We start from the raw sequence: 22,863 nt of genomic DNA, 5'->3' as shown, positions 1-22,863 counted from the left end.
AACGCTTACTGGATCTTCGCGTTCTTGCGCAGGCCTTCTTCGAATGCCTGCAGTTTTTCCTGCTGCATCTGCTGGGCGATCTGCGCCTTCACCTGGTCGAACGGCGGCGGGGCGACCGCACGCGTGTCGTCGAGACGGATGATGTGCCAGCCGAATTGCGTATGGACCGGCGTGTCGGTCATCTGGCCTTTCTGCAGCTTCGTGGCCGCATCGGCGAATTCCGGCACGTAAGCCTTCGGGTCCGACCAGTCGAGGTCGCCGCCGTTCTTGCCCGATCCCGGGTCCTTCGAGTACTGCTTCGCCAGATCTTCGAAGCTTGCGCCGGCCTTGATCTTCGCGATCAGATCCTTCGCCTGCTGTTCGTCTTCGACGAGGATGTGGTGCAGGTGATATTCCTTGCCGCCCGGGCCCGCGCCCTTGATCAGTTCGTCATAGCGCGCTTTCACTTCGGCGTCTGTCGGGGCGTTCTTCTTCACGAAGTCTTCGATCAGTGCGCGCAGCACGACGGTCTGCTGTGCGACGGCGATCTGCGCCTTCACGTCGGGATGATTCGGGATGCCGCGGCGTGCCGCTTCCTGCATCAGGATTTCGCGGTTCACGAGTTCTTCGCGCACCGCCATCTGAAGCTGCGGCGTGTCCTGCTGGCCCTGATGGACGAGCTGTTCGATCAGCGCATCGGCGCGTGCTTTCGGGATCGGCGTGCCGTTCACGACGGCGATGTTCTGTGCGAACGCAGGCGCGGCCGCAAACGCAGCCAGCAACACCCACGAGCGGGTTTTCTTCAAGGTCATCAGAAGGTTCCTAACGGGGCAACAAGTCGAATTCTTCGGGCGTATAAGCCGTGATTGCGAGTGCGTGGATGCCGCGCTGCATGCCATCGGCCAGCGCATCATACACCAGTCGATGCCTTGCCACGCGGGGCTTGCCGGCGAATGCGGCGGCGACGATCGTGACACTGAAATGACCACCGGCAGCGGCGCCGGCGTGACCGGCGTGCTCTGCGCTGTCGTCACGCACGTCGATCGAGACGACAGGCGCGAGCGCTGCCAGAAGGCGCCTCTCGATGAGCGCGGCGCGCTCGGCGGTGGTGGCGTTGAGGAAGACGTCAGCGCTCATCGTTCATTCCTCTTTCATGTATTTGGCGAGCCACAGGCTCTGGCCGACGATGAACACCACGAGCAGACCCGTCGCACCGAACAGCTTGAAGTTGACCCACGCGTCGGTGGAAAAGTTGTACGCGACGAACAGGTTGACGATGCCGAGCAGCACGAAGAAGACCGCCCACACATAATTGAGCTGCGCCCACACGCGATGCGGCAATGTGATCTGCTTGCCCATCATCGCTTCGATCAGGTTCTTGTTGAACGCGAGCTGCGAGATGACGAGCGCGACCGAAAACGCCCAGTACAGGACGGTCGGCTTCCACTTGATGAACGTGTCGTTGTGCAGCACGAGCGTCGCGCCGCCGAACACGGTGACGACGCCAAGGCTTACCCACAGCATCGGATCGACCTTGCGATGCCGGAAGGCGACGAACGCGATCTGCACGAGCGTCGCGACGATGGCGACCGCCGTCGCTGTGAAGATGCCCCAGATCTTGAACGCGACAAAAAACAGGATGATCGGGAACAGGTCGAACAGGAATTTCATTATCGGGTCGGGAATCCGCGAGAGTGATGCGCTCAATGGGGGCCGGTGCGCGGCGGGACAGGCGCGCGCACCGCGCGCCAGATCCGCGCCGGCGACAGGGGCCGGCAGCCGGCTCGACGGGCCCGGCGGCGCAGTCCGGATGCGGTGCCGGTACACCGGCGGCCTGAGGCCGCCAGAATCCGGCCGCGCCCGGCCTGCGTTACTTGGGCTCGAATTGTAGCGCAGCCGAATTGATGCAGTACCGAAGGCCCGTCGGCGCGGGACCGTCCTCGAATACGTGACCGAGATGGGCGCCGCAGTTCTTGCACTGCACTTCGATGCGCAGCATGCCGTGCGAGCGGTCCGTTTTCTCGGCGATCACTTCGCCGTTGATCGGCTTGAAGTAGCTCGGCCAGCCGCAACCGGCGTCGAACTTCGTCGCTGATTCGAAGAGCGGTGTGCCGCAGCAGACGCAGTCATAGATACCGTGGTCGAAATGATCCCAGTATTCGCCGGTGAACGGCCGCTCGGTGGCGGCCTGGCGCGTCACCCTGTACTGGGTTTCCGAAAGCTGCTCGCGCCAGGTGGCGTCGTCCTTCTGTACGGCGGGGGTGTCGGGCGTGCCGGTCTTGAAGTCGTCTGTATTCATGGTCGGGTCCTGTCGATAGGAGGGGCCTGATCGCTCACGCGAAAGGAACTGATGCAAGCGGTTCAGCATGACGGAACAATTGATGATGAAACTGTCAGGAAGTCACAGGCGGTAAGACTCACGACGAGCAGCTGACCTCGAGCGAGCTCGCCCAGTCGGGCGGGAGCGTCGCGTACGCTTCGTTTTCAGGTTGCTCGTCGAACGGATGACGCAGCACGGCCGCCAGTCGCTCGACTTCGGAGAAATCCTTTTCCTTCGCCTTGCGGATCGCGGTTTCCGCGAGGTGATTGCGAAGTACGAATTTGGGGTTGACCCGGTTCATTGCAATGGCGCGCGACGCGTCATCACGCGTTTCCAGCGCGAGACGTGTGCGGTAGCCGGCGGCCCATGCGTCGAACGCCGCGCGATCGAGGAACAGATCGCGCACGGGCGCGTCGCCGCTCGCGTCAAGTTTCGACATGCGCGCGAGATTGCGGAACGTCAGCGTGAAGTCCGCACGGTTCGCGTGCATGATTTCAAAGAGGCTGTTGGCGAGCTGGTCGTCGCCGGACTGTTCAGTTTCGAGGCCGAGCTTGGCGCGCATGCGGCGCTCGAGCGCCGGCGCGAAACGTTCCTTGAAGCCTTCGAGCACGTGCTGCGCGTCCTTCACCGCGCGCTCGCCGCGCTCATTGTCTTCGTACCGGTCGCCGAGGAGCGGCAGCAGTCCCTGCGCGAGACAGAAGAGGTTCCAGTACGCGATCTGCGGCTGCATCCGGTATGCGTAGCGGCCCTGGTTATCGGAGTGATTGCAGATGTAATTCGCGTCGAATGCATCCATGAAACCGAACGGGCCGTAGTCGATCGTGAGACCCAGAATCGACATGTTGTCGGTGTTCATCACGCCGTGGCAAAAACCGACGGCCTGCCATTCCACCATCAGGTCGGCCGTTGAGCGGACCGCTTCGCCGAGCAGCGCGAGATACGGATCGTCGGCATCCTTTAACGCGGGATAGAACCGCTCGATGACGTGATCGGCGAGCGAGCGCAACGCGTCGACGCGGTCGTTCGAATAGAAATGCTCGAAGTGCCCAAAGCGCACGAAGCTCGGCGCCACCCGCGTGACGACCGCGGCGGTTTCCACTTCCTCGCGTCGCACGGGCTGATCGGAGCCGATCACGCACAGCGCGCGCGTTGTCGGAATGCCGAGATGATGCATCGCCTCCGAACACAGATATTCGCGGATCGACGAGCGCAACACGGCGCGCCCATCGCCCATACGTGAATACGGCGTGCGGCCGCCGCCTTTCAGTTGCAGCTCGAGACGCCTGCCGTTGTGCTCGACCTCGCCGAGACCGAGCGCACGGCCATCGCCCAGCTGGCCCGCCCAGACGCCGAACTGGTGGCCCGAATAGACGGTTGCGTACGGCAGCGCCTGCGCGGGCCAGTCGCGCGTCGTGTTGCCCGAGAAGAATTCGGCGAACGTCGGGTCGTAAGCGATTGAAGGATCGAAGCCGAGCTGTGCGGCGGTTTCAGCGGAAAACCCGACGACATAGGGCGCGGGCAGCGGCGCCGCCGGCAGTCGGGTCAGGAACGTGGTGCCGAGCTGCGCAAACGAGCCTGCGCGCTGGCTGCCGATTGTGCCGGCCAATGCCGACATTGACTCCGACAGACCGGCATTGCTTGGGGAAAACGACATATTGAGCGCCTCATGTTTAACCGATATTGTAAGTCCGCACCCGCGGGCCTGCAGGAGGGCCGCCAGAGCAGCCCGCGGGACGCATCCGGGCTGCACCCGGTTCAGGAACATGGCGAGGAGACAATAGCGATGACAACGCCTCTGCTGGGACAGATGATGGATGTGCCGCTCACTGTGTCGTCGTTGATCGCGCATGCTGCGCGACACTTCGGCGCAACGGAGATCGTCTCGCGCCGTATCGAGGGCGACATCCACCGCTATACGTATCGCGACTGCGAGAAGCGTGCGAAGCAGCTGGCGCAGGCGCTGATCGCGCTCGGCGTCGCGCCAGGCGAGCGCATCGGCACGCTTGCATGGAATGGCTACCGGCATCTCGAGGCGTATTACGGCGTCGCCGGTTTCGGCGCGGTGTGCCATACGATCAACCCGCGGCTTTTCCCGGACCAGATCGCCTGGATCATCAATGACGCGCAGGATCGCTACGTGCTCTTTGACACCACGTTTGCGCCGCTCGTCGACATCCTCGCACCGCAGTGCCCGCATGTACGCGGCTGGATCGCGCTCACCGACGAAGCCCATCTGCCGAAGATGCAGACTGCGCTGCCCGTGCCGCTCCTCAGCTATGAAACGCTGATCGCCGCTCAGGACGGCGCGTTCGACTGGCCGCGCATCGAGGAAAGCCAGGCCTCGTATCTCTGCTACACGTCCGGCACGACCGGCAATCCGAAGGGCGCGCTGTACTCGCACCGCTCGACGGTGCTGCATGCGTTCGGCGCCTCGCTGCCGGATGCAATGAGCCTCTCCGCGCGCGATTCCGTGCTGCCTGTCGTACCGATGTTCCATGTGAACGCGTGGGGCATTCCGCACGCCGCGCCGCTCACGGGCGCGAAGATCGTGTTTCCCGGCAAGGACCTGGACGGCAAGTCGCTTTACGAACTGATGGAAGCCGAAGGCGTCACGTATTCGGCCGGCGTGCCGACCGTGTGGCTCGGGCTGCTCTGCCATCTGAAGGACGCGAAGGTGCGCTTCACGACGTTAAAGCGCACGGTGATCGGCGGCTCGGCGTGCCCCCCGGCGATGCTGCGTGTCTTCGAGGACGAATACGGCATCGAGGTGATCCACGCGTGGGGCATGACGGAGATGTCGCCGCTCGGAACGCTTGCGAAGCTCACGTGGGAGCAGTCGCAGCGGCCGCCGGAAGAGCAGCGCCGGCTGCGCGAAAAGCAGGGCCACGTGATGTTTGGCGTCGACATGAAGATCGTCGGCGCGGACGGAAAAGATCTGCCGTGGGATGGCGTGGCGTTCGGCGACCTGCATGTGCGCGGGCCGTGGGTGATCCAGCGCTACTTCCAGAAAGAGGAGTCGCCGCTGATCGACGGCTGGTTTCCCACCGGCGACGTCGCGACGATCGACCCCGACGGCTTTCTGCACATCACCGACCGCAGCAAGGACGTGATCAAGTCGGGCGGCGAGTGGATCAGCTCGATCGACGTGGAGAACGTCGCGATCGCGCATCCGGCGGTGGCCGAGGCGGCGTGCATCGCCTGTGCGCATCCGAAGTGGACCGAGCGACCGTTGCTGGTGATCGTGAAGCGACCGGGCATGGATGTGACGCGCGAAGAACTGCTCGCGTTCTACGAAGGCAAGGTCGCGAAGTGGTGGATCCCCGACGACGTCGCGTTCGTCGACGAACTGCCGCATACCGCGACCGGCAAACTCCAGAAGCTCAAGCTGCGGGAACAGTTCCGCACGCACATCCTGCCCACCGCCGTCGACGTCCCGGATTGCCCATTTCCGGAACCGTCCTGACATCGGACGCCGGTAGCCCGAACGTGTTCAAACGAGCCCGCAATGCGGGCCCGCCAGGGCAAACCCGGTGTCGCAATAAATTGAACGAGCGTGCTTTTTTGTGTATTCTGCTCCTGATCCTGGAATATCGGACAATGAGTTCGACGAACGTCGGACAATGAGCCGGCAGGCTATTTTCGCGCAGCCAGGCGCATGGAGGCAGGCACATGGCAGTGGATTACACAACCCGTGACGGCGTCGCCGTCATCACGCTCAACAATCCCCCCGTCAACGGTCTCGGTCTCTCGACACGGGCCGGCATCGTCGAAGGCATCGAGCGCGCGCAGAACGACGCGTCCGTTACCGCGATCGTGCTGACGGGCGCCGGCAAGGCGTTTTCCGGCGGCGCGGATATCACCGAATTCAACACCCCGAAAGCGACCCAGGAACCGACGCTCGCGACCGCCATCCAGGTCGTCGAAGGCAGCACGAAGCCGGTCGTCGCCGCGATTCACAGTGTCGCGATGGGCGGCGGTCTGGAACTCGCGCTCGGCACGCATTACCGCGTCGCCGCGCCCGGCGCGCAGATCGCGCTGCCCGAAGTGAAGCTCGGCATTCTGCCGGGCGCGGGCGGCACGCAGCGTCTGCCGCGTGCAATCGGTCTCGAAGCCGCGCTGAACATGATCGTGTCGGGTGCGCCCGTCATGTCGGAAAAGCTCGCGGGCACGGGGCTCTTCGATGAAATCGTCGAAGGCGATCTGCTCGAGGCCGCGCTTGCGTTCGCACGTAAGGTTGGCGCGCAGGCCGGCCCGCATCCGCGTGTGCGCGATCGCAAGATCGAGCATCCGAATGCCGAAGGCTTCATCCAGTTCGTGCGCAACGGCGTCGCGGGCGTCGCGAAGAATTTCCCTGCGCCGCACAAATGTATCGACGCCGTCGAAGCAGGCGTGAAGAACGGTTTCGACAAGGGCCTTGCGTTCGAGCGCGAGTGCTTTATGTCGCTCGTGCAGACGCCGGAAAGCCGCGCGCTGCGTCACGCGTTCTTCGGCGAACGTGCTGCGAGCAAGATTCCCGACGTGCCTTCCGATACGCCGGCCCGCGAGATCCGCCAGGTTGCCGTGATCGGCGCGGGCACGATGGGCGGCGGCATCGCGATGAACTTCGTCAACGCGGGTGTGCCCGTCACGCTGCTCGAAACGAAACAGGAAGCGCTGGACCGTGGCGTCGCGACGATCCGCAAGAACTACGAAGGCACCGTCAAGAAGGGCAAGCTCACGCCGGAGGCGCTCGAACAGCGCATCGCGCTGATCACGCCGACACTGTCGTACGAAGACCTCGGCAACGCCGACCTGATCATCGAAGCGGTGTTCGAGGAACTCGGCGTGAAAGAGCAGGTGTTCAAACGTCTCGACGAAGTGGCAAAGAAGGGTGCGATTCTCGCATCGAACACGTCGACGCTCGATCTGGACAGGATCGCTGCGTTCACAAAGCGTCCGCAGGACGTGGTCGGCATGCATTTCTTCAGCCCGGCCAACGTGATGAAGCTGCTTGAAGTCGTGCGCGGCAAGGAGACGTCGAAAGATGTGCTCGCCACCGTCATGAAGATCGCGAAGAAGATCAAAAAGACCGCTGTAGTCTCGGGCGTATGCGATGGTTTCATCGGCAACCGGATGATCGAACAGTACATCCGTCAGGCGCTTTTCATGCTCGAAGAAGGCGCGCTGCCCGCACAGGTCGACCGCGCAATCGAGAAGTTCGGCTTCGCGATGGGCCCGTTCCGCATGAGCGATCTGGCCGGCAACGATATCGGCTGGGCGATCCGCAAGCGTCGCTATCAGGAACATCCTGAGATGCACTACTCGAAGATCGCCGACCGCCTGTGCGAAACCGGGCGCTTTGGCCAGAAGACGGGCGGCGGCTGGTACGACTACAAGGCGGGCGACCGCACCGCGCATCCGTCGAAGCTCGTCGAGGAAATGATCGTCGCGTTCTCGAAGGACGTGGGCGCCGAGCGTCGCAAGATCAGCGACGAGGAAATCGTCGAACGTCTGGTGTTCGCGCTCGCGAACGAAGGCGCGAAGATTCTCGAAGAAGGCATTGCGTCGAAGGCGTCGGACATCGACATGGTGTATCTGACGGGTTACGGCTTCCCGCTGTGGCGCGGCGGCCCGATGCTGTACGCGGACACCGTCGGTCTCTACAACGTCGAGCGCGCGATTCGCCGCTACGCGTCGCGCCCGAACGGCGATGCGTGGCAGATCGCGCCGAACCTGGTCGAGCTCGCCGCAAAGGGTCGCGGGTTTAATGACTGAAAGCGGGACTTGAAGCGAAGAGGCGGAGAACGGGATGAAAGGCGCGGATGAAGTGCTGCTCGTCGTCGATGTGCAGAACGATTTCATGCCTGGCGGCGCACTTGCCGTCGCGCGTGGAGACGAGGTCGTGCCGGTGGTGAACCGGCTCGCCCGCGCGTTCAGTCACGTCGTGCTGACGCAGGACTGGCATCCCGCCTCACACGTGTCGTTCGCCGCGAATCACGCGGGCCGCACACCGTTCGAGATGATGACGCTGCGGTATGGCGAACAGGTGCTTTGGCCGGTGCACTGCGTGCAGAACACGCCGGGCGCGGCACTCCATCGCGATCTCGATGTGCCGCACGCGCGGCTCGTCATTCGCAAGGGACATCACGTCGACGTCGACAGCTATTCGGCCTTTCTCGAAGCCGATCGCACGACGCCGACCGGTCTCGCGGGTTATCTGCGCGACACGGGCGTGAAGCGCGTGTGGTGCTGCGGCCTCGCGACGGATTACTGCGTCGCGTGGTCCGCACTCGATGCGCGTGCCGCCGGATTCGACGTCGCGGTGATCGAGGACGCATGCCGCGCAATCGATCTGAATGGTTCGCTCGACGCCGCCTGGCGCGATCTGCGGAACGCGGGCGTGAGCCGCGTGCAGAGCGCCTCGCTGCTCGCCTGATGCCGGGTTCTTCGACATGAACCGGCACGGCCGCGCGAACCGCAAACAAACACTGGAAGCAGGAGACTTGCATGACTGACGCCGTAATCGTATCGACCGCCCGCACGGGTCTTGCCAAATCGTGGCGTGGCGGTTTCAACATGACGCACGGCGCGACGCTCGGCGGCCACGCAACGCAGGCCGCGGTCGAGCGCGCGAAGATCGACCCCGACCGCGTCGAGGACGTGATCATGGGCTGCGCCAACCCCGAAGGCGCGACGGGCGCCAACATTGCCCGCCAGATTGCGCTGCGCGCCGGCCTGCCGGTCAGCGTGCCGGGCATGACGGTGAACCGCTTCTGCTCGTCGGGTCTGCAGACGATCGCACTCGCCGCGCAACGTGTGATCGCGGGCGAAGGCGATGTGTTCGTCGCGGGTGGTGTGGAATCCATCTCGTGCGTGCAGAACGAAATGAACAGCCACATGCTGGCTGAAGGCTGGCTCAGCAAGAACAAGCCGGAAATTTACTGGTCGATGCTGCAGACGGCTGAAAACGTCGCGAAGCGTTATTCAATTTCGAAAGAACGTCAGGACGCATACGGCGTGCAGTCGCAGCAACGCGCCGCGGCCGCACTCGAAGCCGGCCGCTTCAAGGACGAAATCGTGCCGATGACAGTGCTCGCGGGCGTCGCCGACAAGGCAACAGGCCGCATGTACACGAAGGAAGTCACGGTTTCTTCCGACGAAGGCATTCGCGCCGACACGACGCTCGAAGGCGTCTCGAAGATCCGCACTGCGATGCCGGGCGGCGTGATCACGGCCGGTAACGCGAGCCAGTTTTCCGATGGCGCGTCGGCGTGTGTAGTGATGAACGCGCAGGTCGCAGAACGCGAAGGGCTGCAGCCGCTCGGTATTTTCCGCGGCTTCGCGGTGGCCGGCTGTGAGCCGGACGAAATGGGCATCGGCCCGGTGTTCGCGGTGCCGAAACTGCTGAAGCAGGCCGGCCTCAAGGTCGAGGACATCGACCTGTGGGAACTGAACGAAGCGTTCGCGGTGCAGGTGCTGTACTGCGCCGACACGCTCGGCATTCCGATGGACCGCCTGAACGTCAACGGCGGGGCGATCGCGGTGGGTCACCCGTACGGTGTGTCGGGTGCGCGTCTCACGGGGCACGCGCTGATCGAAGGCAAGCGCCGCGGCGCGAAGCTCGTTGTCGTGACGATGTGTATTGGCGGCGGGCAGGGTGCGGCCGGCCTGTTCGAAGTCGTTTGATGCAGTGAAGCGGATTGACGGCGCAGGTTTGCGCCGTCGTTCGTGATTGACTCAAGGGCCGAGGCCGGGAAATGGCAGCGTGCCCTGATCGGTGAAGCGGGTGCCGCCGAAGAGGCCGCCCGCCAGCCTGCCGCGCAGCACATAGGGCAGATCGCCGGATGATGTGCGGTTCGCAAACGCGATCACCTGGCGAGCCGCAGAGAACGCCGGAATTGTCACTGGCACGCTTACAACCATTTCGCCGAAACGCGGCACGGTACCGGTCTGGTCGCTCACGCCGCTTGCAAACGGCTGGCCGTTCACGGTGAGGTCGAGTGAAATTCCATCGAAACCGGTGGCAGTATCGTTCGGATTCTGCAGGCGCAGCTTGACGTTAAAGCGTAGCTCCAGCCCCTGGCTGTCGAGCGGCTCGATCCCCACGACGTTCACGCGCATGTCTTCGTGGCCCGTCAGGTTTGCACAGCCCGTCATCACCGTCATCACCAACGCGAACAGCACGACGGCCAGAAAAAAACGGGTGGACTTTACCGCGTAGATGGATGGCACGGCAGGACCTCCAGAGTCGGCCGGATCGGCATACCGGTTGTACCGGGCCAGCCCATGTGCAAAGCCCTTGCGTATCGATTCGGCTGTTGCTTGAGTTTTTACATTGCGCCCGTACAACCCATCGTTGACCGGTTAAACATTCCGGGTCCTGAGCGTCGCTCGCCGCATTTCGTGGCGTTTTTCCCGCTTCGGCGCACCGCTGAATTATTTTTTAGTTTCTGCGGAATTACGTTCAGGGACGGCCTGCTAGGCTGGCAGGCATCAAAGTGGAGGAACTGTGTTCCCGCCTTTCCATTCGACCCTTACGCAATGGACCCGCCATGAAAATTTCGATCGCGATGGCCGCCTACAAGGGTGAACGCTTTCTGCGCGAGCAGCTGGACAGCATCGCTCGCCAGACTCTCCTGCCGTACGAACTCGTCATCACCGACGACAGTCCCGACAGCGGCACTGCCGACATCGCGCTTGAATTCGCTCATCGCGTGCCGTTTCCGGTGCGCGTCGTGCGCAATACGGAACGTCTCGGCTTTCACGCGAATTTTTTCAAGGCGATCTCGCTGTGCGAGGGCGATTTCATCGCGTTCTGCGACCAGGACGACGTCTGGACCGACAACAAGCTCGAACGCGTCGCGCGTGAATTCGCGGACCCGGACGTCATGCTGGTCGTACATGGCGTGAAAGTGGTCGACGGCGATCTGAACGAGCGCGAGGACAATACGGCGGGCCACTGGTCGTATCGCGGCGTCTACGATCCGTTGACGACGAACCCGTGGTACGTGCTGTTCGGCATGTCGACGGTCGTGCGGCGCTCGATTTACGATTTCATCGACTGGCGCGAGCGTCCCGAGCATCCGATCGACCCGGGCTTTCCGATGTCACACGACACGTGGGCCTGGTTCGTCGCCACCTCGCTTGGCAAGATCTCGGCGATCGACGACGCGCTCGTACTGTACCGTCAGCACGGCGCGAACGCCTGCGGCGTCGCGCCGGATCGCGACGTCGGCGACAAGGTCAAAATGGCGAAGGTAGCGGGCGCCACGCATTACCGGCGCATGGCGAACGCCGCGTTCGGGCGCGCCGGCAAGATGCGCAACGTCTCGCGCGATGCGCCGCTGCCCGTTCGCGAGCGCGCGGCGGCCGCCGCGACGTACTACCACGCGCTCGGCGAGCGCCTCCGCCGTCGCGCCGATCTGTACGGCGCGGCCACCTCGACGGTCCGCCGCGCGGGCACCATCGCCCGGCTGCTCGTGTCCGGGGCGTATCGTCCGCTGAACCACGGCGGCCTCGGACATCGCGCGCTGCTGAAAGACGTGCATGCCACGGTTTTTCGCGTCAGTATCGAATGACCTTCGTTTTTACGGGTTTTTCAGGCGTTTTTCATGCCGCGGTCACGCGAGATTGCGACCAGGACAGGCCGTTATTTTGATAGGCTTGATGGTTTCAACTCAGGCAAGGTGAAACCGTGATCCGTCATATCGTGATGTGGAAGCTGAAGGAATCCGCCGAAGGCGCAAGCCGCGAAGAAAACGCGCTGAAACTCAAGGAAAAACTCGAAGGCTGCCGCGATATCGTGCCGGGCATCCTGCACCTTGAAGTCGGTATCGCGACGCCGGGCCTCGAATCGTCCTATGACGTCGTGCTCATCTCCGATTTCGCCGACAAGGCCGCACTCGACGCCTATCAGATTCACCCGAAGCACGAAGCGCTGAAGGGCTTCGTCGGCGCGGTGCGCGAAGCACGTCAAGCCGTCGATTTCGTCGTGTAAGACAGCACGATGACTGAAGCGCGCAAACCCGGCACGGAAACGCCGGCGCAGGCCATGCCGGTGATCGAAAGCCCGTTCGTCGATCATCTCGGCGCGAAGCTGGTCTCGGCCGTGGACGGCGTGAGCGAAGTCGTGCTGCCGCTGCAACCGCAATTGCTGAACACGTGGGACGTCGCGCACGGCGGCGTCACCATGACGCTCGCTGACGTGGCGCTGGCAATGGCCGCGCGCAGCGTGGCCGGCGACGGCGTGGGCGTCGTCACCGTCGAGATGAAGGTGAATTTCATGCAGCCGGGTCGCGGTGAACTGCGCGCCACCGGCCGCGTGCTGCACCGCTCGACCACGATGGCCTACTGCGAAGGCGAAATCCGCGACACGGAAGGTCACTTCGTCGCGAAAGCACTCGGTACGTTCAAGTACATGCGCCGTCTCGCGGTGGGCCGCGACGTGAAGCAGCAGCGCATGCGCAGCGATCCGACGGCAACACCCGGTCCAAGCGACGGCTGAGCAGGGCGTTGCATTCTGCAGGTTCAGGCACGGCGCCACCTACACATTACGGAGACATTCCTCATGACTGAAGTCAATCGTCAGATCCTGCTTGCGTCACGGCCGCAGGGCGCGGCGTCGGTGGACAATTTCCGGCTCGTCGAAACGCCGCTGAAACTGCTCGCGGATGGCGAAGTGCGCGTGCGCAATCACTACCTGTCGCTGGATCCGTATATGCGCGGCCGCATGAACGACAGCAAGTCGTACGCGCAGCCGCAACCGCTGGATGAAGTGATGATCGGCGGTACGGTCGGCGAGGTGGTGGAGTCGAACAATGCGAAGTTCGCGGCGGGCGACAAGGTCGTCGGCATGTTCGGCTGGCAGGAATTCGGCACCTCGGACGGTAAGGGCATCCAGAAAGTCGATACCACGCACGTGCCGCTTTCCGCGTATCTCGGGCCGGTGGGCATGCCGGGCGTGACCGCATGGTACGGGCTCAACCGGATCATCGCGCCGAAGGCGGGCGAAACGGTTGTCGTCAGCGCGGCGAGCGGGGCGGTAGGCACCGTCGTCGGGCAACTTGCGAAGCTTGCGGGTTGTCGCGCGATCGGCATTGCGGGCGGCGAGGAGAAGTGCCGCTATGTTGTCGAAACGCTGGGCTTCGATGCGTGCGTCGATTACAAGGCCGGCAATCTGTACAAGGACCTGAAGGCGGTCACGCCGGATGGCGTCGACGGTTACTTCGAAAACGTCGGCGGTGAAGTGCTCGACGTGACGCTCGCACGCATGAACGCGTTCGGGCGCATCGCGCTGTGCGGGATGATCGCCGGTTACGACGGCGCGCCGCTGCCGCTCAAACACCCGGCGCTGATGCTCACGCAGCGGCTGCTCGTGCAGGGCTTTATCGTCAGCGAACATATGGACGTGTGGCCGGAAGCGCTGAAGCAGCTCGGCACGCTCGTCGCGACGAAGAAGCTGCAGTATCGCGAGAGCATCGCGCAGGGAATCGAGAATGCACCGGAAGCGTTCCTCGGGGTGCTGAAGGGCAAGAACTTCGGCAAGCAGCTCGTCAAGCTGATCTGACGTCGCATGGGCAGATCGTCCGCGTTCCAGGTCGACTGGAGCGTGAGGCGCTCTGCTGCGACGCGGGTCCATACGATAAGAAAGCGAGGAGACACGATGTTCCAGTTCGATGGAAGAGTCGCGGTGATCACGGGTGCGGCGAGCGGTTTTGGCCGCGCGTTTGCGCAGAAGGGCGCGACGCTCGGCATGAAACTCGTGCTTGCCGATGTCGATGCAAATGCGCTCGCGCCAACCGTCGATGCGCTGCGCGCCGAAGGCGCCGATGCGATCGGCGTGCCCACGGACGTGTCCGATCCTTCGCAGATCGAAGCGCTCGCGATGGCCGCGCTCGATGCGTTCGGCAAGGTGCATCTCCTGTTCAACAATGCGGGTGTCGGCGCGGGCGGCTTTCTGTGGGAAAGCAGTGCGAACGACTGGGCGTGGGTCTTCAACGTCAACGTGATGGGCGTCGCGCACGGTGTGCGCGTGTTCACCCCGATCATGCTGCGCCAGGATGAGCCGGCGCATATTGTCAACACGGCTTCGGTCGCGGGGCTGCTGTCGCCGCCAGCGATGGGCGTCTACAACGCATCGAAGCATGCGGTCGTTTCGCTGACGGAGACGCTCTATCACGACCTCCGGCTCGCGGGCGGACAGGTTGGATGCTCGCTGCTGTGTCCTGCGTTCGTGCCGACCGGTATCGCCGATGCGGAGCGCGCGCGCCCCGAGACGTTGCGCAACGACGCAGCGCCCACGCGCTCGCAACTCGCTGCCGGCAAGCAGTTGCATCGGGCGGTGCAGTCCGGCAAACGGACAGCGGCCGAAGTCGCCGATCTCACGTTCGAAGCCATCGCCGAAGGACGCTTCTACATCCTCACGCACCCGGGCATTCTCGACTCCGTGCGTCTGCGTCACGAAGATATCGAGCAGCAGCGCAACCCGACCGATCCGTTGTCGCTGAAGCCTGAAGTGGGGGTTGAGCCAGGATAGGTCCAAAAACCTGTCATACAACGACCAACGGGTGAAATTGAGGCGGTGTTCTCCGCCATGTACATTTGGGTACGTTCCGGCTGGCCGATGTGCCGACTCGTTGAAAAGCGGCATGTCGGCTGAGCGTGTCCGTACTGGCAGCTTTCGCATTCACCGCGAGCGCAAAAATCCGCTCGCTGCATCATCGGAGGGTGCCGCAGGCGCTTTCTTGTCCCACATTTCCCGCCAGCGCGCCTGCTGCTCACGCTGCTCCTTGTTCGTTCCGGTATCCAGTCCGTTCGGATAGCCGCCGATGTCCGGCAACTGGCCCGTTTTGTAATAAGGATCGCTTATCTTCCAGTCCGCCATGTCCTTGAGGTAGTTCCAGTAGGCTGGATCACCGAAAGCGTGGCCGAAGCCAACGGTAATGTCATAGGCGAGCACGTGGCTAACGTTGCCATCGTATTCCAGGATCTGGCCGTGGTTGGTTTGCGCGATCTGTTGTTGACCATACTTTGCCATGCGGGCAGCGACTTCTTCCGGCGTTTCCTTGCGCGTGACGGCCTGCCCGCACACATCCTTTTCCGTCACGTCGACCGGCTGGTAAAACTGCCTGAAGTCGCTGAAATCGTGCGCCTGCGCACCGTTGTCCTGCAGTCCAACGCCGTCGAAGCGGATCGACATTTCCTGGAAATCGCTGCCGAGCCTGACCGGGTCGGGCACCACTGGTGCGTTAATCCACACGCGTTGACTGTCGGTCGGAGTGGCCAGTTCCGGGACTACGCCTGCAACGCTGGGACTCGCGGGCATCCAGAAATCTCGCGATGGTTTGCCGTCGAAGGTTTGCAGGTAAGTGCCCTGCGTCTGGAGTGGCGCCCCGTAGCCTGTCGTCACTCCGCCAGCGCGCGATTCGACCTGCTGGCGCAACGTCGTGAGGTTGAAAAAATTGAACCAGTAGTTGCTCCGGTCCCCGACCGTCGTATTACGGGCGAAGACGCGCTGATATACGTTGGCGAACATCGGTGAAGTTTCATTCAGGATTTTGCTGGGGATACCTTGCCAGCCGATACCCGCGACGGCCGATACGCCGATCACCCGGTCTGCCGGGTTGAAGTTCACGAACAGTTTTCCCCGGTTGTCGCGTCCGCTATGTTCGTGCTCATGCCACGGCTGATCGTCTACCAATCCGCCGACATGACTGTTCGCCTGCGGATGACCTGGATCTACGTGTACGTGCAGCGTGGTTATACCGTTGACGCCTTCCCAGCCGCACTCGTGGTCATACTTGTCTTTCTCGGGATACTGCGTTCGGGCTTCAGTGAGTTTCTTGCTGATCGACCAGAACGTGTTCCTGCGTGCGTCGGCGGTTTGCACGTCGGCGTCACCGTTCGCCGCCGACAGATAATCCGTCACTTTGGTATCGAAACTGTAGGGCGAGCTGTTGAGAATCACCGTGTCCGGTGGACGCTTCTGCACATACAGCATTGCGCACAGGGTGATCATCGTTCCCTGGCTATGCGCGATCACATTGATCGGCTCGTTCGGAAAATCCGAACGGATGGTATCGATCAGGTTGGCCAGCCGTTTCGCCGCATGCACGTAGTAGCCCCGTGGCGGGGCGTCCTGCAATTGACGGGAGATTTCCGGATTCAACGCCTGCAGATCGACGACCCCGCCTAAAAGGTGGCGCCTGAAGCCGTCCTGCCAGAACTGCAACAGGTTGTTGGTTCCGTTCTGGAACGGTCCGCCGCCCCATGCCTTGTCGTCGCGATGGTAGATGCCGGGGTAGCGTTGCTCGTCGCCGGGTTGCAGTTTGTAGCCCCAGTAGAAAGGGATCACCGGGCTTGCAAATAGCTCATTGTTTTCGCGCGCGCGGTAAAACCGCCTGGTCGTCGGGTTGTATTCACTGCGCGCTAAATCGCTACGCCCAAGTCGCAGGTTCAAGCCCTTGCAGAATTGTTCCTCCGCCTTGGCATACCATTCGCCTTCAGAGTTCACGCCGTGCACGAAAATGATTGTGCCGGGCATGATGGACGGCACAATCATGTGGTGCGTGATGAGCCGCTTTTCTTCGTCGATTTCGCTTCGTTCGAAACGGCTTTGCTTCCAGTAGGCTTTGCCCATGTCCGGGCTCACAGGCATCAGGGTACTGAGATTGCTCATCATTCTTTTCCGTTGGGTGTGCAGTGAAAGCGGTTATCGAGGGGGGCTTTGGCGATTCGTTGTAACGGATGCGCGGCAACATCAAAGCGCGTCCAGTCGGAGAAAGTCGTTAGCGGCTTTGTCAGTTCCGCCACCGAAGCGTCGTGCTCGTCGAACACGACATATATGTCGTCGCCAATTGCGTAGAGTCCATTGCCGTCCGAAATGGGCGTTGTGAACTGCCAGGTTCGGCCGCTGTCGGTCGAATAGGGCAGGCGGTCGACGCATCCGCCGCCGCCGGACTGGCAGCTATACGGAAAGCGTTTCCACGGTCCAATCAGGTAACGGGTGTTGGCCGCATCGATGACGAAACCGTCGTCGGGGATCGTCCGGTAATCACGGCCCGTCCAGTGAAACACGGCAGACCGGATGCCCTGCTGCTGATCGACGTAAGTCAACGTGCCTTCGACGCATGCGGCGGCCTGTTGCGGCACCAGTTCGAAATATCGGCTGTCGTCAATCCGGTAGACGACTTGCGGATCCGCGACCGGGCCGGGATATTGCACATAGGGGGGCGGTGTCCCGCATCCGGCCAGAAGCAACAGGGCAAAAACGAGAGCGGCACGCATCAATGTCATTCGTTGTTTTCCAGGTTATTACGATGAAGCGCACGTCGTCCGCCACGCGAGCACGCAGGGCGCCGCGACCTGGCTTCACTCGCAGGCGTGTCCGCGCAGGATACGTGTAGCGCACGGGATGAAGCCATGATCCGGATCATGCATACCGAAGCAGTGTCGGCGATGCGCCGGTGTTGTACCCGAACTGCGCCTCGGCGGGCAGGTTCCCGGCTGCGCGGATGTGATCGACAATGACCGCTGGGCTGCCGTCGAGCGGGGGGATGATGCGCTTGCCGGAAGACCTTGAGCAGCGTCAGCAGGCCTCGCCGCTGCTGTTCGCCACGCGATTTGCGCCTTGGCCCATTCAAGCTCGTCGGGCAACAGCGTCCAGCAAGTTATGAAACATCGATCGAAATCGTGCGCCTTGTACGCTCGCTCGGCGTAGATCCGCCGCCCGTTGATAACCTCGATGCTTATGGCAGGTTTTGGGGCTTAGCCTGGCTTAACGCCAGGTGAAGCCCGAAGTGAAGTCCGAGGCGTCACGCTAAAGTCTCAGGCCACAGCTTCATGGCATCATACGGCGCTCATTTCCTGCGAGCGGCGCACCCGTGCCGCGTTGACGCCCCATGCCGCTGAATCCGAAGATCAAGCAGGTGCTTGAGATGATCGCGAAGGCGAAACGCCCCGAATATCACACGCTGACGCCGCAGCAGGCGCGCGCCGCCTACGAGCGCAGCGCGCCGATTCTCGAGATCGACAGGGCGCCGATGTTCAGCGTCGAGGATATCGCCGTGCCGGTGCGCGACGGCGCATCGATCCGCGCGCGTCTCTATTATCCGGTCGAGCCGGTCTGGGCCGAACCCGCGCCGGCGTTCGTCTATTTTCACGGCGGCGGCTTTACCGTGGGCAGCGTCGATACGCACGACGCGCTGTGCCGCATGTTCGCGCGCGACGGGCGATGCGTCGTGATGTCGGTCGATTACCGGCTCGCGCCTGAATACCGTTTTCCGACCGCGGCGAACGATGCGTTCGATGCGCTCACGTGGCTTTATGCCAACGCGGCGGTGTATGGCGTCGATCCGCAACGGCTGGCTGTCGGCGGCGACAGCGCGGGGGGCACGCTCGCGACCGTGAGCGCCGTGCTGGCCCGCGACGCCGGCATCCGGCTCGCGCTGCAACTTCTGATCTATCCAGGCACAACCGGTCATCAGCAGACTGCGTCGCATGCACGACTCGCGAGCGGCTTCCTGCTTTCGGGCGAAACGATCCAGTGGTTTTTCGAGCAGTACGTACGCGACCCTGCCGATCGCGACGACTGGCGCTTCGCGCCGCTCGACGGACACGAGGGCTACGGCGATTCACACACGGGTCCGGATTTTCATGGCGTCGCGCCCGCATGGATCGCGACCGCGCAATACGATCCGCTCAGCGACGAAGGCGCGGCCTATGCCGATAAACTGCGCGCGGCAGGCAACACCGTCACGCTGAAAACGTACGCGGGCATGATCCACGAATTCTTCAAGATGGGCGGCTTCGTGCCCGACGTGGCCGAAGCGCACGCCGATGCGGCCGCGGCGCTGCGTGCGGCGTTCGGCGTGGACGACTGACTGACGCTCGCGGGGGCGATTCAGGCCGTGGCGTCGAACGTGTAGGTGCGCTCGAAATCGCCAGGCCGCGTCACACGGTGTGAGCCGTTGTCGTCGCTGCGCTCGGCGGCTTCGACCGACAGCGTATTGCCGGCGACGCTCACCCGCAGCGCCGTCGTCCCGCGCGTGCCGTATTCCGGCGTGTCGATAAACGCGGCCGACAGCGCGCGTTCGCGTTCCAGCGGAATGCCCGTCGAAGGCAACTCGTCATCGCGGGCGAGGCGCGGGTCGCGCATCATCCCGATCAGCTGCGCAAGCGCCGGTATCTGGCCGTCCTGCACGAACGCCGCGAGTTCCGCGCGCTTCTTCACGAGTTTCGGCCAGCGGGTATCGAGCACCGCGTTCGAAATGCCGTGCGTGCCGGCTTCGAGCAGCACGGGCGCGGCACTCGAACGATTGCAGTACCAGCCCAGCTCGCGCCGCGCAAAATCGCCGATGAGCAGGTTGAAGCCGTTGTAGATCTCGCCAGTGCGTGCGACCTGCTGCAGGTAATCCAGCGGCGTGCCACGCTCGCCGGGCGCGCTGGACAGCCAGTCGCTGACGAGCGTGCCGCGTGTGGGCGCATCGGGGCGCATTTCGTGCGGCGCGCGATAGTTCGTGAGTGCGGCGAACCGGCCGTCGCGCGTGATGCCAAGCCACGTGCCGCCGCCGACGAGGTCGCGTCCCGCCAGCAATTCGGGCGCATCCGCCCACCATTGCATCGGATCGGCGGTGCGGCGCAGGAATTCGTCGCGATTTGCCGCAAGCGTGAAGAGTGCGCCCGTCGATGCCTGCGGGCGCCAGTCGAAGACGATCAGGCACATCGGTGTGCCGCCCTGAACGTGTGCCGTGAGACCTCAACCGAAGTCGAAGCCGGCCGGATGCGCGCGGCCAACGCGTCAGACCTCGGTCGGCAGCGAATACGGCAGGGGCAGGATCGTCAATGCGGGGCCGTCGGCGGCACCGAGGTGCACCGATCCGCCTTCGAGTGCGGCGAGCTTGATCTCGATCAGCACATCGACGCCGCCTTCAGGCGCCGATGCCGCGTTGACCACCATGCCGCATGGCTGGCCCGGATCGTCCGAATGGAAGAGCTCCGCGCCCGGCGCGACGGTGGCCAGTTCGCCCGCAACATTGGCGAGCGACGTACGGCGCTTGATCGTGCCGCGATACTGGCTGCGCGCGACGACTTCCTGTCCCGGATAGCAGCCCTTGCGGAAATTGACGCCGCCAAGCACGTCGAAATTGACCATCTGCGGCACGAACTGCTCGACCACCGGTTGCGTGATGCGCGGCTCGCCGGCACGGATATCGAGCCAGTCCCACACGGCCGGCGACACGCGTGCGAGCTTCGCCTCAAGCGCGGGCAGGCGTGCCTCGACTTCGGCTTTCGGACCGACCCACAGGTAGCGCAGGCGGCCGGCTGCGTCCGGCACGTGAATGAGCGAGCCCACCGGGCCGTCGACCTTCACGTGCACACCGTCGGGAATCGCGTCGAAAATGTGCGAGAGCGCCGGGCGCACGTCGCCCGCAAGACCGATCACGGCGAGTTCAAGCGTGGCGTCGGTGAGCTTCGCCTTCGCGCGCAGGATAAACATCGAGAGCCGCTTCTGCACGGCCGCCTGGATATCGCGCGAAACCAGGAGACGCACGGTTTCGCCGCAACGCCATGTCAGGAACGACGCCAGTAGCCGGCCTTTCGGCGAGCAATAGCCCGACAGGCGCGCGTTCGCGGCGTCGAGATGCTGGGTGTCGCTGGTGAGCTGGCTGTGCAGGAACGTGGCGGCGTCGTCGCCGTTGGCATCGATCACGCCGAACTGCGTGAGAGGCATGAAGGCGCCACGCGTGAGCACGGCGTCGAAGTCAGCCGCATCGGGGCGCGGAAACTGAACGGACGCGGGCGATGTGGAAGAAGCGGCAGACGCCGTTACGGGCGCGGCTGGCGCGGAATCGAGCGGTGCAGTCATGGGTTCGCGGTCGAAGTCAATTCTGACTTTAGCTTAGGCAAGCAAGTATTATATGGGCTTCACCCCAGCCACGTTTCGCATGCCCCTTCTGAAGAAATGTCTCATCGCCGGCGTTATCCTCATTGCGCTGGTCGCAGCCGCTATCGCCGGCAGCTATCACTGGGCCACCTCACCGATCGATCTCAGCACCCCGCAGCTCGACGTCACGATCAAGCCGCACAGCAGCCTGCGCAGCGTCGCGGGCCAGCTCAATCGCGGCGGTGTGCCGGTCGAGCCTGAACTCTTCGTATTGATGACCCGCGCGCTGGGGCTGCAAAGCCAGCTGAAATCCGGCAACTACGCGTTCAAGGCGGGCATCACGCCGTACGACGTGCTGCAGAAGATCGCACGCGGCGACGTCAACGAATACGTCGCGACGATCATCGAAGGCTGGACGTTCCGCCACATGCGCGCAGAAATCGACGCGAATCCGGCGCTCACGCACGATACGGCCGGCATGACCGACGGCGACCTGATGAAGGCGATCGGCGCGCCGGAAGCGTCGATCGGCAATGGCGAAGGGCTCTTTTTCCCCGACACCTATCTGTTCGACAAGAATACGAGCGACCTCGAGGTGTACCGTCGCGCGTACCGTCTGATGAAGCTGCGGCTCGATGAAGCCTGGAACACGCGTGCCGCGGATCTGCCGTTCAAGACGCCATACGAGGCGCTGACGATGGCATCGATCATCGAAAAGGAAACCGGCAAGGCGTCCGACCGGCCGATGGTGGCCGCCGTGTTCGCGAACCGGCTGAAGGTCGGGATGCCATTGCAGACCGATCCGACGGTGATCTACGGTCTCGGCGAAAGTTACGCCGGGCGCCTGAAGAAGCGGGATCTGCAGACGGACACTCCTTACAATACCTATACACGCATGGGCCTGCCGCCCACGCCGATCGCGCTGCCCGGCGTGGCGTCTTTGCAGGCAGCGATGAACCCGGCGCAAACTACGGCGCTGTACTTCGTGTCGCGCGGCGACGGCAGCAGCATCTTTTCTGACACACTCGACGCCCACAACAAGGCCGTCGACAAATATATCCGGGGTCAATGATGGCGCGGGGCAAATTCATTACGTTCGAAGGCATCGACGGCGCCGGCAAGACGACGCACCTCGCGTGGTTTCGCGACCGGCTGACGGAGAAGGTCGCTGCGAGCGGGCGGTCCGTCGTCATGACGCGTGAGCCGGGCGGCACGAAGCTCGGCGAGGCGCTGCGGGAAATCCTGCTGCACCAGCCGATGGACCTCGAAACCGAAGCGCTCCTGATGTTCGCCGCGCGCCGCGAACATCTCGCCGAGGTGATCGAGCCGGCGCTCGCGCGTGGCGACTGGGTGCTCTCCGACCGTTTCACCGACGCCACGTTCGCATATCAGGGCGGCGGCCGCGGCTTGCCGCGCGACAAGCTCGAAGCGCTGGAGCGCTGGGTGCAGGGCGGCTTCCAGCCGGATCTGACGGTGCTGTTCGACATTCCGGCCGATACGGCCAGCGAGCGCCGCAGCGCAGCGCGGGAACCGGACCGTTTCGAGAGCGAATCGGAGGCGTTTTTCAACCGCACGCGCGCCGAATATCTGCGGCGGGTGGAAGAAGCGCCGTATCGTTTCGCGGTGATCGACTCGACGCAGAGCATTCCCAAAATTCAGACCCAGCTTGAAGATTTGATCGCAAGTATCTGAATTTAAACAA

The 22,863-nt window shown here is 63.3% G+C and carries 22 protein-coding genes; 12 read left to right on the top strand and 10 right to left on the bottom strand.

Annotated features, from left to right (window positions below):
* Window positions 1-5: 5 nt before the first annotated feature.
* The 5 genes from LPA36_RS26880 to LPA36_RS26860 form a co-directional block, all read right to left on the bottom strand.
* Window positions 6-791 (bottom strand): peptidylprolyl isomerase, encoded by a 786-nt coding sequence (locus LPA36_RS26880; protein ID WP_228883393.1) that lies wholly within the window; start codon window positions 789-791, stop codon window positions 6-8.
* A 10-nt stretch (window positions 792-801) separates the two neighbouring features.
* Window positions 802-1,116: a BolA family protein gene (locus LPA36_RS26875; protein WP_228883392.1), complete on the bottom strand. Its 315-nt coding sequence runs from the start codon at window positions 1,114-1,116 to the stop codon at window positions 802-804.
* A 3-nt stretch (window positions 1,117-1,119) separates the two neighbouring features.
* Window positions 1,120-1,650, bottom strand: a complete 531-nt coding sequence (locus LPA36_RS26870) for a septation protein A (protein WP_228883390.1) — start codon at window positions 1,648-1,650, stop codon at window positions 1,120-1,122.
* A gap of 199 nt (window positions 1,651-1,849) precedes the next feature.
* Entirely contained in the window at window positions 1,850-2,278 is a 429-nt protein-coding gene (msrB, locus tag LPA36_RS26865; RefSeq protein WP_228883388.1) for a peptide-methionine (R)-S-oxide reductase MsrB, read from the bottom strand.
* Between the two features lie 118 nt (window positions 2,279-2,396).
* The gene (locus LPA36_RS26860) at window positions 2,397-3,953 is read right to left on the bottom strand and encodes a protein adenylyltransferase SelO (RefSeq protein WP_228883385.1); all 1,557 of its coding nucleotides are present in this window, start codon (window positions 3,951-3,953) and stop codon (window positions 2,397-2,399) included.
* Window positions 3,954-4,082: 129 nt separating this feature from the next.
* Between LPA36_RS26860 and LPA36_RS26855 the strand changes: the two genes are divergently transcribed.
* From LPA36_RS26855 to LPA36_RS26840, 4 genes are all read left to right on the top strand, one after another.
* Complete coding sequence (locus LPA36_RS26855) at window positions 4,083-5,762, top strand: 3-(methylthio)propionyl-CoA ligase (protein ID WP_228883379.1); 1,680 nt, start codon at window positions 4,083-4,085, stop codon at window positions 5,760-5,762.
* A 206-nt stretch (window positions 5,763-5,968) separates the two neighbouring features.
* Window positions 5,969-8,053: a 3-hydroxyacyl-CoA dehydrogenase NAD-binding domain-containing protein gene (locus tag LPA36_RS26850; protein ID WP_228883377.1), complete on the top strand. Its 2,085-nt coding sequence runs from the start codon at window positions 5,969-5,971 to the stop codon at window positions 8,051-8,053.
* A gap of 34 nt (window positions 8,054-8,087) precedes the next feature.
* On the top strand, window positions 8,088-8,714 hold the full coding sequence (gene pncA, locus LPA36_RS26845) for a bifunctional nicotinamidase/pyrazinamidase (protein WP_228883376.1): 627 nt from the start codon (window positions 8,088-8,090) through the stop codon (window positions 8,712-8,714).
* A 71-nt stretch (window positions 8,715-8,785) separates the two neighbouring features.
* Complete coding sequence (locus LPA36_RS26840) at window positions 8,786-9,964, top strand: acetyl-CoA C-acyltransferase (RefSeq protein ID WP_228883374.1); 1,179 nt, start codon at window positions 8,786-8,788, stop codon at window positions 9,962-9,964.
* Window positions 9,965-10,015: 51 nt separating this feature from the next.
* On the opposite strand, the gene LPA36_RS26835 is transcribed toward LPA36_RS26840, so the two are convergent.
* On the bottom strand, window positions 10,016-10,501 hold the full coding sequence (locus tag LPA36_RS26835) for an LEA type 2 family protein (RefSeq protein WP_407674341.1): 486 nt from the start codon (window positions 10,499-10,501) through the stop codon (window positions 10,016-10,018).
* A 329-nt stretch (window positions 10,502-10,830) separates the two neighbouring features.
* On the opposite strand from LPA36_RS26835, the gene LPA36_RS26830 reads away from it, so the two are divergent.
* The 5 genes from LPA36_RS26830 to LPA36_RS26810 all read left to right on the top strand — a co-directional run bounded on the left by LPA36_RS26830 (window position 10,831) and on the right by LPA36_RS26810 (window position 14,813).
* Complete coding sequence (locus LPA36_RS26830; RefSeq protein WP_228883371.1) at window positions 10,831-11,856, top strand: glycosyltransferase family 2 protein; 1,026 nt, start codon at window positions 10,831-10,833, stop codon at window positions 11,854-11,856.
* Between the two features lie 116 nt (window positions 11,857-11,972).
* On the top strand, window positions 11,973-12,275 hold the full coding sequence (locus LPA36_RS26825) for a Dabb family protein (RefSeq protein WP_228883369.1): 303 nt from the start codon (window positions 11,973-11,975) through the stop codon (window positions 12,273-12,275).
* Between the two features lie 9 nt (window positions 12,276-12,284).
* The gene (locus LPA36_RS26820) at window positions 12,285-12,782 is read left to right on the top strand and encodes a PaaI family thioesterase (protein WP_407674338.1); all 498 of its coding nucleotides are present in this window, start codon (window positions 12,285-12,287) and stop codon (window positions 12,780-12,782) included.
* Between the two features lie 63 nt (window positions 12,783-12,845).
* Window positions 12,846-13,844, top strand: a complete 999-nt coding sequence (locus LPA36_RS26815) for an NADP-dependent oxidoreductase (protein WP_228883367.1) — start codon at window positions 12,846-12,848, stop codon at window positions 13,842-13,844.
* Between the two features lie 96 nt (window positions 13,845-13,940).
* Window positions 13,941-14,813, top strand: a complete 873-nt coding sequence (locus LPA36_RS26810; RefSeq protein ID WP_228883365.1) for an SDR family oxidoreductase — start codon at window positions 13,941-13,943, stop codon at window positions 14,811-14,813.
* Window positions 14,814-14,963: 150 nt separating this feature from the next.
* Here the strand turns inward: LPA36_RS26810 and LPA36_RS26805 are convergent, their stop codons facing one another.
* Both LPA36_RS26805 and LPA36_RS26800 read right to left on the bottom strand, forming a co-directional pair.
* Entirely contained in the window at window positions 14,964-16,958 is a 1,995-nt protein-coding gene (locus LPA36_RS26805) for a T6SS effector phospholipase Tle3 domain-containing protein (RefSeq protein ID WP_228883363.1), read from the bottom strand.
* Window positions 16,955-17,572 carry a T6SS immunity protein Tli3 family protein gene (locus LPA36_RS26800; protein ID WP_228883361.1) on the bottom strand — a complete coding sequence of 206 codons (618 nt, stop codon included), beginning with the start codon at window positions 17,570-17,572 and terminating at the stop codon, window positions 16,955-16,957. Before LPA36_RS26800 ends, LPA36_RS26805 begins: the two co-directional genes overlap by 4 nt.
* A 605-nt stretch (window positions 17,573-18,177) precedes the next feature.
* Between LPA36_RS26800 and LPA36_RS26795 the strand changes: the two genes are divergently transcribed.
* Window positions 18,178-19,158, top strand: a complete 981-nt coding sequence (locus LPA36_RS26795; protein WP_228883359.1) for an alpha/beta hydrolase — start codon at window positions 18,178-18,180, stop codon at window positions 19,156-19,158.
* Between the two features lie 20 nt (window positions 19,159-19,178).
* Here the strand turns inward: LPA36_RS26795 and LPA36_RS26790 are convergent, their stop codons facing one another.
* Together LPA36_RS26790 and ygfZ are read right to left on the bottom strand one after the other, a co-directional pair.
* A complete protein-coding gene (locus LPA36_RS26790; protein ID WP_228883357.1) occupies window positions 19,179-20,000 on the bottom strand; it encodes an NRDE family protein in 822 nt (273 codons plus the stop codon).
* Between the two features lie 75 nt (window positions 20,001-20,075).
* Window positions 20,076-21,143: a CAF17-like 4Fe-4S cluster assembly/insertion protein YgfZ gene (gene ygfZ, locus LPA36_RS26785; protein WP_228883355.1), complete on the bottom strand. Its 1,068-nt coding sequence runs from the start codon at window positions 21,141-21,143 to the stop codon at window positions 20,076-20,078.
* Window positions 21,144-21,222: 79 nt separating this feature from the next.
* Between ygfZ and mltG the strand changes: the two genes are divergently transcribed.
* Both mltG and tmk read left to right on the top strand, forming a co-directional pair.
* The gene (gene mltG / locus LPA36_RS26780; protein ID WP_228883427.1) at window positions 21,223-22,233 is read left to right on the top strand and encodes an endolytic transglycosylase MltG; all 1,011 of its coding nucleotides are present in this window, start codon (window positions 21,223-21,225) and stop codon (window positions 22,231-22,233) included.
* A complete protein-coding gene (gene tmk, locus LPA36_RS26775; protein WP_228883426.1) occupies window positions 22,233-22,853 on the top strand; it encodes a dTMP kinase in 621 nt (206 codons plus the stop codon). Before mltG ends, tmk begins: the two co-directional genes overlap by 1 nt.
* Window positions 22,854-22,863: the final 10 nt, after the last annotated feature.

This window comes from Paraburkholderia saeva, assembly GCF_907164555.1.
GTDB lineage: Bacteria > Pseudomonadota > Gammaproteobacteria > Burkholderiales > Burkholderiaceae > Paraburkholderia > Paraburkholderia saeva.
The sequence above is the reverse complement of the archived record's forward strand: the minus strand, read 5'-3'. Positions and strand labels throughout refer to the sequence as shown.

Excerpts from the sequence above, each read along its gene's own strand:
- LPA36_RS26880 (WP_228883393.1), bottom strand. The coding sequence starts at position 791 with ATGACCTTGAAGAAAACCCGCTCGTGGGTGTTGCTGGCTGCGTTTGCG.
- LPA36_RS26875 (WP_228883392.1), bottom strand. The coding sequence starts at position 1,116 with ATGAGCGCTGACGTCTTCCTCAACGCCACCACCGCCGAGCGCGCCGCG.
- LPA36_RS26870 (WP_228883390.1), bottom strand. The coding sequence starts at position 1,650 with ATGAAATTCCTGTTCGACCTGTTCCCGATCATCCTGTTTTTTGTCGCG.
- msrB (WP_228883388.1), bottom strand. The coding sequence starts at position 2,278 with ATGAATACAGACGACTTCAAGACCGGCACGCCCGACACCCCCGCCGTA.
- LPA36_RS26860 (WP_228883385.1), bottom strand. The coding sequence starts at position 3,953 with ATGTCGTTTTCCCCAAGCAATGCCGGTCTGTCGGAGTCAATGTCGGCA.
- LPA36_RS26855 (WP_228883379.1), top strand. The coding sequence starts at position 4,083 with ATGACAACGCCTCTGCTGGGACAGATGATGGATGTGCCGCTCACTGTG.
- LPA36_RS26850 (WP_228883377.1), top strand. The coding sequence starts at position 5,969 with ATGGCAGTGGATTACACAACCCGTGACGGCGTCGCCGTCATCACGCTC.
- pncA (WP_228883376.1), top strand. The coding sequence starts at position 8,088 with ATGAAAGGCGCGGATGAAGTGCTGCTCGTCGTCGATGTGCAGAACGAT.
- LPA36_RS26840 (WP_228883374.1), top strand. The coding sequence starts at position 8,786 with ATGACTGACGCCGTAATCGTATCGACCGCCCGCACGGGTCTTGCCAAA.
- LPA36_RS26830 (WP_228883371.1), top strand. The coding sequence starts at position 10,831 with ATGAAAATTTCGATCGCGATGGCCGCCTACAAGGGTGAACGCTTTCTG.
- LPA36_RS26820 (WP_407674338.1), top strand. The coding sequence starts at position 12,285 with ATGACTGAAGCGCGCAAACCCGGCACGGAAACGCCGGCGCAGGCCATG.
- LPA36_RS26815 (WP_228883367.1), top strand. The coding sequence starts at position 12,846 with ATGACTGAAGTCAATCGTCAGATCCTGCTTGCGTCACGGCCGCAGGGC.
- LPA36_RS26810 (WP_228883365.1), top strand. The coding sequence starts at position 13,941 with ATGTTCCAGTTCGATGGAAGAGTCGCGGTGATCACGGGTGCGGCGAGC.
- LPA36_RS26805 (WP_228883363.1), bottom strand. The coding sequence starts at position 16,958 with ATGATGAGCAATCTCAGTACCCTGATGCCTGTGAGCCCGGACATGGGC.
- LPA36_RS26800 (WP_228883361.1), bottom strand. The coding sequence starts at position 17,572 with ATGACATTGATGCGTGCCGCTCTCGTTTTTGCCCTGTTGCTTCTGGCC.
- LPA36_RS26795 (WP_228883359.1), top strand. The coding sequence starts at position 18,178 with ATGCCGCTGAATCCGAAGATCAAGCAGGTGCTTGAGATGATCGCGAAG.
- LPA36_RS26790 (WP_228883357.1), bottom strand. The coding sequence starts at position 20,000 with ATGTGCCTGATCGTCTTCGACTGGCGCCCGCAGGCATCGACGGGCGCA.
- ygfZ (WP_228883355.1), bottom strand. The coding sequence starts at position 21,143 with ATGACTGCACCGCTCGATTCCGCGCCAGCCGCGCCCGTAACGGCGTCT.
- mltG (WP_228883427.1), top strand. The coding sequence starts at position 21,223 with ATGCCCCTTCTGAAGAAATGTCTCATCGCCGGCGTTATCCTCATTGCG.
- tmk (WP_228883426.1), top strand. The coding sequence starts at position 22,233 with ATGGCGCGGGGCAAATTCATTACGTTCGAAGGCATCGACGGCGCCGGC.